Annotated in this window: 13 protein-coding genes; 6 read left to right on the forward strand and 7 right to left on the reverse strand. The window is 68.8% G+C overall.

Annotated elements, in window-relative coordinates; translation table 11 throughout:
• Positions 1-300 precede the first annotated feature (300 nt).
• Positions 301-1,701, reverse strand: coding sequence for a glycoside hydrolase family 47 protein (locus KF910_RS12670; protein ID WP_292263442.1), 1,401 nt, complete (start codon positions 1,699-1,701; stop codon positions 301-303).
• A gap of 122 nt (positions 1,702-1,823) precedes the next feature.
• On the opposite strand from KF910_RS12670, the gene KF910_RS12675 reads away from it, so the two are divergent.
• The 3 genes from KF910_RS12675 (at position 1,824) to KF910_RS12685 (ending at position 5,253) form a co-directional block, all read left to right on the forward strand.
• Positions 1,824-3,341: a glucose/galactose MFS transporter gene (locus KF910_RS12675; protein ID WP_292263444.1), complete on the forward strand. Its 1,518-nt coding sequence runs from the start codon at positions 1,824-1,826 to the stop codon at positions 3,339-3,341.
• Positions 3,342-3,410: 69 nt separating this feature from the next.
• A complete protein-coding gene (locus tag KF910_RS12680) occupies positions 3,411-4,355 on the forward strand; it encodes a polysaccharide deacetylase family protein (RefSeq protein WP_292263446.1) in 945 nt (314 codons plus the stop codon).
• The gene (locus KF910_RS12685; RefSeq protein WP_292263448.1) at positions 4,342-5,253 is read left to right on the forward strand and encodes a polysaccharide deacetylase family protein; all 912 of its coding nucleotides are present in this window, start codon (positions 4,342-4,344) and stop codon (positions 5,251-5,253) included. Before KF910_RS12680 ends, KF910_RS12685 begins: the two co-directional genes overlap by 14 nt.
• 12 nt (positions 5,254-5,265) lie before the next feature.
• Here KF910_RS12685 and KF910_RS12690 read toward each other — a convergent pair whose 3' ends face one another.
• Genes KF910_RS12690 through KF910_RS12700 form a run of 3 tightly spaced genes read right to left on the reverse strand, consistent with a single transcriptional unit; the run spans position 5,266 to position 8,316 of the window.
• Complete coding sequence (locus tag KF910_RS12690) at positions 5,266-5,958, reverse strand: isochorismatase family protein (protein WP_292263449.1); 693 nt, start codon at positions 5,956-5,958, stop codon at positions 5,266-5,268.
• 16 nt (positions 5,959-5,974) lie between these two features.
• A complete protein-coding gene (locus KF910_RS12695; RefSeq protein ID WP_292263451.1) occupies positions 5,975-7,459 on the reverse strand; it encodes an aldehyde dehydrogenase family protein in 1,485 nt (494 codons plus the stop codon).
• A 56-nt stretch (positions 7,460-7,515) separates the two neighbouring features.
• Positions 7,516-8,316 (reverse strand): GntR family transcriptional regulator, encoded by an 801-nt coding sequence (locus tag KF910_RS12700; RefSeq protein ID WP_292263453.1) that lies wholly within the window; start codon positions 8,314-8,316, stop codon positions 7,516-7,518.
• Positions 8,317-8,380: 64 nt separating this feature from the next.
• On the opposite strand from KF910_RS12700, the gene KF910_RS12705 reads away from it, so the two are divergent.
• A complete protein-coding gene (locus KF910_RS12705; protein ID WP_292263455.1) occupies positions 8,381-9,427 on the forward strand; it encodes a nitrilase-related carbon-nitrogen hydrolase in 1,047 nt (348 codons plus the stop codon).
• Positions 9,428-9,481: 54 nt separating this feature from the next.
• Positions 9,482-10,750 carry an MFS transporter gene (locus tag KF910_RS12710; protein ID WP_292263457.1) on the forward strand — a complete coding sequence of 423 codons (1,269 nt, stop codon included), beginning with the start codon at positions 9,482-9,484 and terminating at the stop codon, positions 10,748-10,750.
• Here the strand turns inward: KF910_RS12710 and KF910_RS12715 are convergent.
• Complete coding sequence (locus KF910_RS12715) at positions 10,747-11,634, reverse strand: hypothetical protein (protein WP_292263459.1); 888 nt, start codon at positions 11,632-11,634, stop codon at positions 10,747-10,749. The two genes, KF910_RS12710 and KF910_RS12715, sit on opposite strands and share 4 nt — an antisense overlap.
• 76 nt (positions 11,635-11,710) lie before the next feature.
• Here KF910_RS12715 and KF910_RS12720 point away from each other — a divergent pair, with 76 nt between their 5' ends.
• A complete protein-coding gene (locus KF910_RS12720) occupies positions 11,711-12,013 on the forward strand; it encodes a DUF1330 domain-containing protein (protein ID WP_292263461.1) in 303 nt (100 codons plus the stop codon).
• A gap of 4 nt (positions 12,014-12,017) precedes the next feature.
• Here KF910_RS12720 and KF910_RS12725 read toward each other — a convergent pair whose 3' ends face one another.
• Complete coding sequence (locus KF910_RS12725; protein ID WP_292263463.1) at positions 12,018-12,386, reverse strand: hypothetical protein; 369 nt, start codon at positions 12,384-12,386, stop codon at positions 12,018-12,020.
• Positions 12,383-13,621 carry a class I SAM-dependent methyltransferase gene (locus tag KF910_RS12730; protein WP_292263465.1) on the reverse strand — a complete coding sequence of 413 codons (1,239 nt, stop codon included), beginning with the start codon at positions 13,619-13,621 and terminating at the stop codon, positions 12,383-12,385. Before KF910_RS12730 ends, KF910_RS12725 begins: the two co-directional genes overlap by 4 nt.
• Positions 13,622-13,697 lie beyond the last annotated feature (76 nt).

Genomic DNA, 13,697 nt, shown 5'->3' on the forward strand with positions numbered 1-13,697 from the left:
GCGCCGCCAATTCTTCCTTCTCCCCTTGCGGGAGAAGGTGGCCCGCGCAGCGGGTCGGATGAGGGGTCTCTCAGGCCCGTGGGGTTAGCGTCGGATGATGGCCAGGGCCCGCGCGACCCCTCATCCGTCAGGCTTCGCCTGCCACCCGTCGTCGGTCGCATGCGACCTTCCTCCACCCGCAAGGGGAGAAGGACGATGGCGCAACGAAGAGGCTCTTGGGCCACGCGACGAACAGACCCCCTCCGTCTCGGCCGCTATCGCGCCCGATCCCCCCACCCATGGAATGGGGAGGAGACGAACCTATCGCACGAACCCGCGCAGCACGTTCGCCTCGGTGCTCATCTGCAGCTGGTCGTAGTCGACGCGTCGGCAGTCGGCGAACATCAGCCAGTAGTATTTCATCTGCTCGGACCACCAGTAGCCGGGGCAGTTGTCGCCCTGGGCCATCGGCCGGGTGGTGATGTCGGACAGGGAGGTGAAGCCGTAGGCCGCCTTGGAGGTCGCCTTCATGTTGCGATAGTGGACGGCCGTCAGGGCGCGATAACGGTCGTCGCGGTCGCCCAGCCACAGGTTCAGGCAGGCGTCGGCGAACTCGGGCCTCAGGCCGGTGCGCTTGGTGCGCGGCTGGGCCGTGGTGACGTCGATGGATTCGGGGATGATCAGGTATCGGTCCTGCATCGCCGTATAGGTGGCCAGGAAGTCGTCGCCCTCGGCCTTGCGCCCGACCTGGCCCAGCAGGCCGGCCAGATAGGCGCCCAGAACCGTCTGGGAGGTGTTGGTCACCGCCCCGGTCTCATAGTCGACCATGGGGAACCACAGCAGGCCGTCGTAGCGCTTGCCCTGATGCCGGATCATGGCGTCGGCGCATTCCTGGGCCCAGGTCTTCATCTCGGCGTCGCCGAACAGTTCCCAGCTGTCCCAGAGGTATTCGTAGAAACTGTCGGCATAGACGTCGATCGAGGCGTTGCGGCTGATGAATTCGCCCGTCTCGGCATGGATGTTGGCGGCCATCAGCCCCAGGTCGGAGCGTCGATCCAGGGCGTGTTTCATCGCCCGCTTGGCCGCCGCGTAATAGCGGTCGTCGCCGACCAGCCGGCCCAGGACGCCGAACTCTGTCGCATAGGTGCCGATCTCGGCCAGGTTGGTCTCCGGGTCGCGCACGGCGCCGGTCTTCAGGTTCACATAGCGATAGGGCAGGCCGTGCGGCGAGGCGTCGAAGGCCTTCATCAGCCGGTCGGCCAAGTCCCGGGCCTTGTCCAGCAGAACGGGGTCGCCGCTGGCCAGATGCGCCGACACCAGGCCGCCGACCAGGCGGATATTGGTCTCGAACACCTGGGACGAGCCGTCGATGTCGAAGTCCAGGTTCGACTTGACCCAGTCCACCCCCTCCTGGAACTCCTCGTCCAGCTCCATCAGCCACAGGGTGTCCAGGGCCTCGACCAGCGACAGGCCCAGGTCGTGACCCTCGATGAAGAAGGACCGGGACGTCCCCGACACCGGATTGATCTCGTCCCGGCCCCAGGCCTTCTGGCGATAGTGGCGCCAGGCCCACTGGAATTCGCTGCGCACATCCTGGGCCAGGGCGTCCCAGTCCTCGGGTTCGGTGCGGGAGGAGGCGCGGGCCTGGGCGGCGAAGGGCGACGCGACGAGGGCGGCGGAGGCGGCCAGCAGGCCGCGGCGGTTCAGGGCGGGTCCGGTCATGGCCCACCATCACCCGCCCCGCGCGCCAAGACCAGCCCCGGCAAACGGAAACCGCTGGACGCGCCGCCGCGCACGGACGAACCTGCGCCCCGGAATCGATCCAGGCCGGAGGGGAAGCCGAAATGACCGGACCAACGCAGTCGGGCGCGCGCGGCGCCGGCGTCGCCTTCGCCTATGTCACCACCCTGTTCTTCGCCTGGGGTTTGGCCACCTCCCTGATCGACCCGCTGATCGCGGCGGTGCGCGAGGTGTTCGACCTGAACTACGCCGAGGCCCTGCTGACCCAGTCCGCCTGGTTCACGGCCTATGGGCTGGTGTCCCTGCCGGCCGCGGCGGTGCTGGCGCGGATGGGCTATGCGCGGTCGATCGTCGGGGCGCTGGGGGTCATGGTGCTGGGCGCGCTGATCGTGCCCCTGGCCACTCTGGTCGACTTCTATCCCGGGGTGCTGGCCGCCCTGTTCGTGATCGCCGCGGGGGTGACCCTGCTGCAGGTCGCGGCCAATCCCCTGGCCGCCGTTCTGGGGCCGCCGAAGGGGTCGCATTTCCGCCTGGTCCTGTCCCAGGCCTTCAACTCCCTGGGCACGGTTCTGGGGCCGTTGCTGGGCGCCACGGTGATGCTGACCGGCGGGGTGTTCGCGGTCGGCGGGGTCAGCGTCCTGGCCTCTCCCAAGGCCCTGATCCTGATCCTGATGGGCGTCGGCCTGGGCCTGGTCGCCGGGGTGCTGATCGGCGCCCTGCGCCGCGACGTGCGGGGCTGGATCGTCGTCGGCCTGGCCGCCGGCCTGGCCAGCGGCTGGATGGTCTTCCTGCACAACTATGTCGGCGGGCTGGCGGCCAAGCCGGTCGCCATCCTGCCCCAGGTCACGGCCGCCGCCCCGGTTCTGGCCGCCCATGCGGCGGAGGCGCGCGACGCCACCCTGCGCAACATCGATGCGGTCTTCATCGGCCTGGCGGTCTTCTTCGGCCTGCTGGGCGTCTTCATCTGGAGCGTCCGGCGGCGGCTGGAGGCGCCGGGCGCGCGGGCCGAGATCGTCAGTTCGCCGTTGCGCGCCCTGAGCTCGCGCTGGGCCCTGTTCGGGGCGGCGGCCATCTTCCTCTATGTCGGCGCCGAGGTGGCCATCGGCAGCCTGATGACCAACTTCCTGCATTCCAACGGCGCCCTGGGCCTGCCGATCCACGACGCGGGGCGGCTGGTCGCCCTCTACTGGGCCGGCGCCCTGATGGGCCGGTTCGCCGGCAGCGCCTTCCTGACCCGCGTGCCGGCCAGCTGGCTTCTGTCGGTCTGCACCGTCTGCGCGGCCGTGCTGTGCCTGGTGGTGACCCGTAGCGGGGGGGCGACGGCGGCCTTCTGCGCCCTGGCGGTCGGCCTGTTCAACTCCATCATGTTCCCGGCCATCTTCACCCTGACGCTGGAGCGGTCGACAGCCTCGACCTCGGCCACCTCGGGCCTGTTGTGCATGGCCATCGTCGGGGGCGCCGTCCTGCCGCCGCTGGGTGGCTGGGTGGCGGACCAGCAGGGGCTGAACCTGGCCTTCGCCGTGCCCCTGGCGGCCTATGTGCTGCTGACGGTCTTCGCCGTGGCCGCCGCCCGAACCCCGGCCCGCGACGAGGACGTGGCCGAGGCTCCGGTCGGTCACTGACCCCGCCGGGCGCTTGACATCAGGGCGGGCGGATCGGCAGATGGTCTATCTTTAGATCATTTGCGATCCATGGTTTCCGACCCCAACCTGTACGACTACTGGCCCTATGAGGCCCGTCCCCGGATCGTCTGGCCCGGCGGCAAGACGCTGGCCTTCTGGGTGGCCCCGAATATCGAGTTCTACGAGTTCGACCCGCCGAAGAACCCCCAGCGGCCCGGCTGGCCCAAGCCGTCGCCGGACGTGGTCGGCTATTCCCAGCGCGACTGGGGCAACCGGGTCGGCCACTGGCGGCTGATGGAGCTGCTGGACACATACGGGATGCGGGGTTCGATCTCGCTGTCGACCGCCCTGATCGATCACCATCCGGAGATCATCGAGGCCTGCGTCGAGCGGCGCTGGGAGTTCTTCAGCCACGGCATCTACAACACCCGCTATTCCTACGGCATGGACGAGGCCCAGGAACGGGCCATGATCCAGGACTCGATCGCCACGGTCGAGAAGGCGACGGGCCAGCGCATCCGCGGTTATCTGGCCCCGGCCCTGACCCATACGGAGCGCACCTTCGACCTGATCGCCGAGAACGACTTCTGGTACAGTTGCGACCTGTTCCAGGACGACCAGCCCCAGCCGATCAAGACCCGGACCGGGCGGCTGATCTCCATGCCCTATTCGCTGGAGGTCAACGACGTCATCACCTACGGCGCCCAGGCCATGGACCCCTGGCGCTACGCCGATGTGCTGAAGCGTCATTTCGATCAGCTGCTGGAGGAGGGACAGCAGTCGGGCACGGTGATGTGCATTCCGCTGCACGCCTATCTGGTCGGCCAGAGCCACCGCATCCGGCCGTTCGAGGAGGCGCTGCGCCACATCGCGTCGCACGACGAGGTCTGGATGACCACGGCGGTCGAGATCGCCGGCCACTATCGCGACAACTACTGGGACCAGACGCAGGGCGACATCGCGGCGCGCGGCCTGGCGACCGGAGGGACGGGGTTCGGCGATGGCGCTGCCTGACGACTATCTGGACTATCCCAACCGGGCCTACGGCATGGACCAGGGCCTGTACGACTGGCGGCCCCAGGCCCAGCGGCCGCGCCTCGCCTGGCCCCAGGGTCGGACGGTGGCCGCCCTGATCGTCGTGCCGATCGAGCACCATGGCCTGACGCCGCCGGGCAAGCCGTTCAAACATCCCGGCGCCATGGTCACCCCCTATCCGGACCTGCGCCACTATACGACGCGCGACTATGGCAATCGGGTCGGGGTGTTCCGCATCCTGGACGCCCTGAAGGCCGCGGGGCTGAAGGCGACCGTGCCGGTCAACGCCAACCAGTTGGAGCGGTTGCGGCCGCTGATCGACCGGGTGCGGGCCGACGGACACGAGATCGCCGCCCACGGCCTGTCGACCGAACACATCCACTGGGGCGGGCTGGAGCGGGAGGTCGAGGCCGGCTGGGTCGCCGAGACCCGGGCGCGGTTCGAGGCGGCGGGCCTGTCGCCTCGCGCCTGGCTGAGCCCCGCGCGCCAGCAGTCCTTCCATACGTTGGAGATGATCGCCCAGGCCGGGTTCGACGTCTGTCTGGACTGGGAGCAGGACGATGCGCCGGTGGTCATGCAGACCCCGGCCGGGGCGGTCTCGGCCGTGCCCCTGTCGAACGAACTGGACGACCGGTTCCTGCTGATCGACAAGCGTCATTCCGAAGAGATGTGGGCGCGCCAGATCCTGGAGGCCGCGGACTATCTGAAGGCGGGGGGCGAACGGTTCGGCGGCCGGGTGCTGGGCTTCACCCTGACGCCCTATGTCAGCGGCCAGCCGTTCCGGACCCATGCTCTGAAGACGGTGCTGAACGCCCTGGGCGGCGACAAGGCCGTCTGGAGCGCGACGGCCTCTCAGATCGCCGACGCCGCCCGCTGATCCCGACCGGCTTCAGCGCGCCTCCAGCCAGTCGATCACCTCCTGGGCCGAGGTGACGTCGGCGTATTTGAGCTGGAGATCGGTCAGGTTGGCGTAGTGATAGCTCTCGTGCTTGTCGGCCACGCACTCCTCCGGAACGATGGCGCGATAGCCATGGCTGAGGGCGTCGACCGCTGTGGCCCGCACACAGCCTGAGGTCGAGCCGCCGGTGACCACCACCGTGTCCACCCCGCGCCAGGTCAGATAGCTGGCCAGGGGGGTCTCGAAGAACATGCTGGGCATGCGCTTGGTGAAGGTCATGTCCGCCGGGTCGATGGCGCAGCGCGGATCGAAGGCGTGGCGTTCGCTGTCGTATTTGATGTTCTGCAGGCTGTCGGGGGTGTCGGTGCGGGTGCCCCAGACCCCGGCGTCCCCGGCGTCGGCCTGATAGCCCACGCGCGACCAGATCACCGGCATCGCCTTCGACCGGGCCAGGGCCGAGATGCGGTTGACCCAGTCGATCTGGTCCGGGTCGGTGACATAGGCGGTCCTGGGAAAGAGGTCGGGGCGGGTGTAGGCCTGCTGGAAATCGACGTTCAGCACGGCCAGCCGGTTCCCGAAGCCAAAGCGGGCGCGCGCGGGGTTGGCCTTGACCGCCTCGAAGATCTGGCGCGCGGTCTTGTCCTCGCGGACCATGGTGGGCTGGAAACGCAGGTCCTGGGTCATGTCGGCTCCGTGGGCTCTAGGCGTCTTCGGAAAACGCCTGCAGGGGCAGGGGGCGGGCGGTGTTGGCGATCAGGGCCTTGCGGCGCAGGAAGCGGGCCAGGCCGTCGGCGCCCATGCGCGAGGGGCCCAGGCCCGAGGCCTTGAAGCTCTGCTTGCCCGCTTCGTGGAACAGGGTGGTCAGGGCCGCGTCGTTCAGGCTGACGGCGCCGCAATCCAGCCGCTCGCCCACCCGGGCGGCGGCGTCCAGGTCCGGGCCGAAGACGGCGCCGGACAGGCCGTAGTCGCTGTCGTTGGCCAGGCGCACCGCCTCGTCCTCTGCGTCGAAGGCCATGACGGGCAACAGGGGACCGAAGGTCTCGTCGCGCATCGCCAGCATGTCGTGGGTCGCGTCGGCGATGACCGTGGGCCGCAGATAAAGACCGCCGTCGATCGTCTCGATCCGGCCGCCGGTCAGGATGCGCGCGCCCCGATCGCGGGCGTCGTCGATCTGGGCCTGGAGGATGACGGCCTGTTTCTCGAAGATGACGGGGCCGATGTCGCCGGTGGCGATGTCCGGTCCGTTCAGCCGCACCGCCTCGGCCTTCTGGACCAGCCGCGCCAGGAAGGCGTCGTGAAGCGCGCGGTCGACATAGATCCGTTCGATCGACTGGCAGGCCTGGCCCGTCGATAGGACGCAGCCGCGGATCGCCGCGTCGGTCGCGGCCTCCAGATCGGCGCCGGCCAGGACCACCAGCGGGTCCTTGCCGCCCAGTTCCAGGAAAGCCGGGATCAGCCGTCCGGCGGCCTGGACCGCCACCTTGCGTCCGGTGGCGACCGAGCCGGTGAAACAGATGCAATCCGCCAGATCGACGACCGCCTGACCCGTCGCCCCGTCCCCGACCACGAAGGCGAAGACGTCCGACAGGCCCGGAGTGGCGGCGATGGCCTGCATGACCGGCGCGACGAAGCGGGGCGTCACCTCCGACGGCTTGACCATGACCGCGCAGCCCGCCGCCAGGGCGGGCAGGGCGTCGATCATCGACAGCAGGAAGGGGAAATTCCAGGGGCTGATGACCCCGACCAGGGAATAGGGAACCCACTGGGGCCGGTGCCGGATGTGGGGGACGGATCGGCCCTGGGACCAGTCGGCTTGTCCGAACGAAGCGGCGGCCGCGCGCACCCCGGCGATCATGCCGCCCAGCACGTCCGCCTCGATCCCGGCGATGCGGCGGCGGCCGGTGTCGCGCTCCAGGGCGGCGGTCAGGGCGTCGCGCCGCGCGGCCAGTTCGGCGGCGAAGCGATCCAGGGTCTCCAGCCGCCCGGCGAAGCCGCGCGCGGCCCATTCCACCTGATTTTGGCGCAGGGTCAGGGCCAGGCCGGCCAGGTTTTCGGACGAGGACGGATGGATGACGGCGTCGATCCTGCCCGTGCGCGGGTCGCGCACCGGCAGGGGCGGCCGCCCGCCGCCCGCCGGGCTCAGGATCGCCTCGGCGTCGTCCGGGATCGTCTGCTCAAATGACATATTCCTATATCATTTTATCCATGTCAGGATTGCAAGGGTCGGGCGTCGGGGAACGCTCAGCTTTCGGCCTTGCCGCCGCCCGGCGGTTTCCTGCGATGGGTCTTGATGTGGTACTGGAAACGGTCCGAGCGATAGTGGGAATGGATCAGCTGAACCGGCCGTCCCTCCACGTCGCGCATGACCCGCTCGACCTTCAGCAGGGGGCCGCCCACCGACACCCCAAGGGCCGAGGCCACCAGGGGTTCGGCCGCCACCGCCGTGATCCACTGTTCGGCGTCGAACACCGCCGCCCCGCTGCGCTCCAGCAGGGTCAGCATCGAGGTGGTGGCCAGGTCCTTGACCGAATAGCGGTCGGCGATGTCGCCGGGCACATGGGTCACCAGATAGGAAAAGGGCTCGCCCTGCAGCTTGCGCCGCCGCACCGCGCGCTGGACCTGGGCGCCGGGCTCGATCTCCAGCAGCTTGGCGATGGCCGCCCCGGCCGCCAGGTTGGCGACGTCCAGCACCTCGATCTCGGTCTCCAGCCCCATGATGCGAAGGCTTTCGAGCAGGTTGTCGAACGACCCCTTGACCACCGGCACGGCCGCCGCGTCCGTCACGATCGTGCCCCGGCCGCGATGCCGGTTCAGCAGGCCGTCCGCCGCCAGTTCGTTCAGCGCCCGCTTCACCGTGATGCGCGAGACATTGAACATCTTGGCCAGTTGCTGCTCGCCCGGCAGCAGGGCGTTGGGCGGAATGGTCCCGGAGCGAATCTGTTCGCGCAGCACCAGATAGATCTGGTGATACAGCGGCGTCGGCAGGCTTTCGTCCAGGTGCGAAGCCTCAGGAAGCGGCCAGGCCTCGACGTCCTTGGTCACGATGGTCCCTCCCGCCCTGTCGGCGATAAGATATATCAATAAGCCAGATTGGTCTGAAGTCTCTATGCCAAATCCCGATCCCTATATCGCCCTGGCGCTGCAGACCGCGTGCGATGCGGTCAACGCCGACCAGACGACCGAACAGGCGCGGGCGCGCATGGCCCGGTCGCTGGATCGCATCAGGGCCCAGATCATCGCCTCGAAGCGGTTCATCGGCGCCGATGTTCGGTTGGTGGTCCTGCCCGAATATTTCCTGACCGGCTTTCCGATGGGCGAGCCGGCGGGGGTCTGGGCCGAGAAGGCGGCGCTGGAGATCGACGGGCCGGAGTATCAGGCCCTGGGCGAAATGGCGGGAGCGGCGGACGTCTTCATCGGCGGCAACGCCTATGAGCGCGACCCGCATTTTCCGGGCCTGTATTTCCAGACCTCCTTCGTGGTGGCGCCGTCGGGCGAGACGGTGCTGAGGAACCGGCGGCTGGTGTCGATGTTCGCGCCCAGCCCCTATGACGTCCACGCCCGCTATGTCGAAATCTATGGCCGTGACGCCCTGTTCCCGGTGGCCGACACCGAGATCGGGCGGCTGGCGGCCATCTCTTCGGAAGAGATTCTCTATCCCGAGATCGCCCGCGCCCTGGCCCTGCGTGGGGCCGAGGTGATCGTCCATCCGACCAGCGAGGCGGCCAGCGCCCTGCCCAGCCCGAAGAACATCGCCAAACAGGCGCGGGCGATCGAGAACCTGGCCTATGTGGTTTCGGCCAACAGCGCCGGCATCGACGGCATCGCCATTCCGCGCGCCTCGACCGATGGCTCGTCCAAGGTGATCGACTATCGCGGCCTGGTCCTGGCCGAGGCCGGCTATGGCGAGAGCATGACCGCCTACGCCGAACTGGATATCGCGGGCTTGCGCCGCTATCGCCGCCGGCCCGGCATGGGCAACATCCTGTCGCGCCAGCCGATGAGCCTGTGGCGCGACGCCTATGAGGGGTTCGAGATCCAGCCGCGCGACAGCCTGCTGGACGCCGACGGAAAGCCGACCGCGCCGGGCGCGCCCTTCTATGCCGAGCGGCAGCGCAAGGCGATCCAGGGGCTGGTGGACAAGGGCGTCATCTAGGCCGCGTCTGCGACCTCAGCGAAAACCATAAAGAGACGAGGGAGGGGGAAACCCATGGATCAGAAGACGGGCGGGGGCGAGTTCCGCCGCGGATGGCCGGTGGTGGTGGCGGCGATGCTGGGCATCGGCCTGGGGCTGTCGCCGGTGCCGATGTACACGACCGGGGCCCTGGCGCCCTATCTGGCCCAGAGCTTCGGATGGGGCTTCGGCGAGATCATGGCCGGGCTGACGGTGATGACCTTCACCGTGCTGTTGGCCGCGCCGCTGGTGGGGTTGCTGGCGGACCGCTACGGGGTGCGGCCGGTGGCCCTGACGTCTGTGGCCCTGTTCGGCCTCAGCTTCATGAGCTTCGCCTTCTCGAACGGCTCGCTGCCGCTTTACTACGCCACCTGGGCGGTGATGGCGGTGGCCGGGGCGGGAACCCTGCCGATCACCTGGACGCGGGCGGTCAACAACTGGTTCGAGCAGCGCAAGGGGCTGGCCCTGGGGCTGGCCCTGCTGGGCACGGGCCTGTTCGGCTTCCTGGTCAAGCCCCTGACGGCCTGGCTGGTGGCCGAGTTCGGATGGCGCGGCGCCTATGTGGCCATCGGCGCCCTGCCGCTGATCCTGGCCCTGCCGGTGGGGTATTTCTTCTTCCATGACCGCGGCGGAAAGGTGCGCGAGACCTCGACCGAACGCCTGGCGCGCCAGGCGGCCCAGCGACTGGCCACCCCGGGACTGAGCTTCGGCAAGACCCTGCTGCAGTGGCGGTTCTGGGTGCTGGGCGTGGCCTTCCTGCTGATCAGCTTCGCGGTCGGGGGCTCGATCCCGAACATGGAGAAGATCCTCAGCCAGTCCGGCTTCCAGGCCGGCGACGTGGTCTGGCTGGCCTCTCTGATCGGCCTGTCGGTGATCGTCGGGCGCATCCTGGGCGGCTGGCTGATCGACCGTTTCTGGGCGCCGGGCGTGGCCTTCGTCTTCCTGGCCGTGCCGGCCCTGGCCTACTGGCACCTGGCCGCGGGCGGGACCAGCGTGCCGGTGACGGCGGCCTCCATCTTCGCCATCGGCTTCGCGGCCGGGCTGGAATACGACCTGATGGCCTTCATGGTGGCCCGCTATTTCGGCATGAAGGGCTACGGAGGGGTCTATGGCGCCCTCTACGGCTTCTTCGCCCTGGGGGCGGGGCTGGGTCCGGTGGTGTTCGGCGCCGCTTTCGACAAGAGCGGCTCCTATGCCGGAACCCTGCACACCTCGGCCATCCTGCTGCTGGTCTCGGCCTTCATGCTGCTGACCCTGGGCCGCTACCGGCGGTTCGAGACGCCGGCGCCGGTCGAGCAAGCCTAGGCCTGGACCAGTTCGATCATCGTCCCGTCGGGTCCGGTCAGGACGCCGGCGGGACGTCCGCCGTAGAGGGTTCCCGGATGCGGTGCGGGGGGCGACGACCAGTCCGCCCGCACGGCCGACAGGTCCGGGTGCAGGAAGGTGGTCAGGGCCACTCCGGGGAAGAGTTCGCCCGGCCGACGCGGACGCGGCGCGGCCTCGGCCGGATACTGGTCCAGCTCCAGGAAGCCGTCACCCTCATGCAGCGCCATGGCGATGGGGTGTTTGCGCTCGACCGGCAGGTCGAAGGCCTGGGCCAGCATGGTGTATCGGATGTCCATCGTCGGCGTGGTCTGGACTCCCAGGGTCGCCTCGACCCAGGCCTTGGACGCCGTCAGGTCCGAACAGGCCATGACCATGATGAAGACGGTGTCGATCAGCCCGGCGGCGCGGGGCAGGGTCATGCCCGGCGGGTCGTCCTCGATCTGGGTCAGATAGACGATCTCTCCATCCGGTCCGCGCACCTGCATGGCGTGGATCATCGCCATGCCGTCCAGCCGGCGCGGCGGGCCGATGACCCGGAACGGGCTGTCGGGCCGGGCCATCCGCTCATGGACCGCCAGGACGTCCTGGACGCAGATCTCGGTCGCCGCCCAGCCATGGGTGCGCAACGGCCTATAGCCGGCCGGCGCCGTCCCTTCCACGAACCGCAGGAACAGGTCCGCGCCCGAAGCCGGACGGCAGACCGCCTGGCGGCGCCCGGCCATCGCCGGCGATCCCCAGGCGGCGGCCAGGTCGGCGTCGATCAGGCCGGTTTCGACCGTCTGATAGTCCAGCCACTGTCCATAGCGCCGCGCCGTCGCCTCCGGATCGGGCGTCATCAGGGTGGCGGCGCGCAGCATCCGCATCAGGCGGCTCCCGGTCGGCGGTCTGGATTGATATAGAGATAGATCATCTGAAATCCGCTGTCGCGCCGGAGACGCCATGCCTGCCTATCTGATCGTCACCGCCGTCCTGCACGACCGGGAGGCCTTTCTGGCCGAGTATGGCGCGGCGGCGGCGCGCCTGGTCCAGAGCCTGGGGGGCCGCTATCGGCTGATGCGGCCGGACGGACAGGTTCTGGAAGGCGAGGGGCCCGAGCGGGTCTCGGTGGTGATCGAGGAATGGCCGGATCGCCAGACGGTGCTGAACTTCTGGAACAGCCCCGAATACGCCGAGGTGCGGAAAATGCGCGAGGGCCTGGCGGACTGCAGGGTGGTTCTGGTCGAGAGCGAGGCGCCGATTTGAGGTCTTACTCCGCGCCTTCGACCAGCTCGGCCGCTACGTCCTCGGAGCGGATGTCCCCCCGGGCGTCGGCGGTGACGGCCTCGCCCTCCTGCTGGACGATGCGAAGGACGCGGACCAGATATTCCTGCATCCAGAGCCCGCGTTCGGCGGCCTGATCGGCGTCGGGGCGGAAGGATTCGATCTCCTCGCGGGCGAGGAGTCCCTTGGATTCCAGGAGGCGCTCCAGGGTGTCCAGCCGCTGGCGCGCGACCGCCAGTTCCTGAACCGCGGCCATGGCGATGGCCATGGCGCGCTCCACCTCCCGATCATGGAACCAGGGGCGTTTGCCCGCCGGCTTGGCCGAAGCGGTGTCCAGAGCCAGGCCGATGCTCATTTGCGCGCTCCGATCACGTGCCAGGCGGCCTTGCGGCCATAGTCCTCGCTGTCGTCGTCGGCCGCGTCGGGGAACAGTTCGCGATCCACCACAGCGGTGACCCCGACGTGCAGCAGCCGATCGCGCTGGAAGCCCCCCTCGACCAGCCAGCCATCCAGGTCGATCTCGTGCAGGGTGCTCCAGAAGGGCTCGTTGTTGTAGAAGCTGTCCCAGTCGCGCATGGCCTGTTCGAACAGGGGCATGTCGGGCGTGTACTGCGGCTGTTCGACATGCAGGACGAAGCCGCCGGGACGCAGCACGCGGTGGCTCTCGGCGAAGATGGCCTTCATCGAGGCATACGACAGTTCGTGCAGGAACATGGTCGTCTGGACCCAGTCGAAACTCTCGTCGGCCCAGCGCGACAGGTCCGATCCGTCGGCCTGGATGAAGGTGATGTTCTCGACCCCCAGCGACTTGGCGCGCGCCAGGCCGTAGCGCAGCATCGGCGCCCCGACGTCGATGGCGATGACCTCGGCCTCCGGATAGGCCTGGGCGATCGGCACGATGTTGTGGCCCAGGGTGCAGCCGATATCCAGGATGCGGCGGGGCTGGAACTCGGGATGGGTGCGCTGCATCCAGCGGGCGACCGCCTGGCCTCCGCCGTCCAGATAGCGGCCCAGCATGCCGCCGGTGGTGGCGAAGATGCCGTGGTCGTAGCTGGCCGCCACCGACACGTCGCCGGGGAAGAGCTCGGCGTGATAGCTGCCGGGCATGCAGTGGTGATCGACCGCCGAGACATAGCGCGGGATGGGCAGGGACGGGTCCAGCTGCAGCCGCGGATCGCCCTCGGTCAGGTCGCGCACGCGGGCGGCCAGGTCCTCGGCCTGACGCACCGAGGTCCAGCGGCCGGCCTGCTGGCGCTGTTCCATCGTCATGCGGCGAAGGGCGGACCAGGTCTGGAACAGGGGCTCGTTCAGCAGGGCCTTGCGCACATCGTGGCGCGACCGCGGGGTCTGTCCGGACTTTTCCAGAGCCGGCTCGACCCGCGCCTCCCAGGCGGTCTTCACGAAGGGCATGACCCGCGTCGACAGGTGGCGGTTCATGTGGGCCAGGAAATTCAGCCGCGCCACCTCGTCATGGGTGGTGTCGGGAAACACGGCGTGACGACCGACGGCCTGGTAGTCGGGCGGCCCGTCATAGGTCTGGGCGGGGCCGCCGTTGGGCAGGTTTCCGGAGCGGGAGGACGATCCGGCCATGTAAACCTCGCTGAGGGCTTTCGAACACAAATGGTCTATGTTTATATCATTATTCTGGCATGGCCGAACGCCCGTG

The organism is Brevundimonas sp. (genome assembly GCF_019636155.1).
Taxonomy (GTDB): domain Bacteria; phylum Pseudomonadota; class Alphaproteobacteria; order Caulobacterales; family Caulobacteraceae; genus Brevundimonas.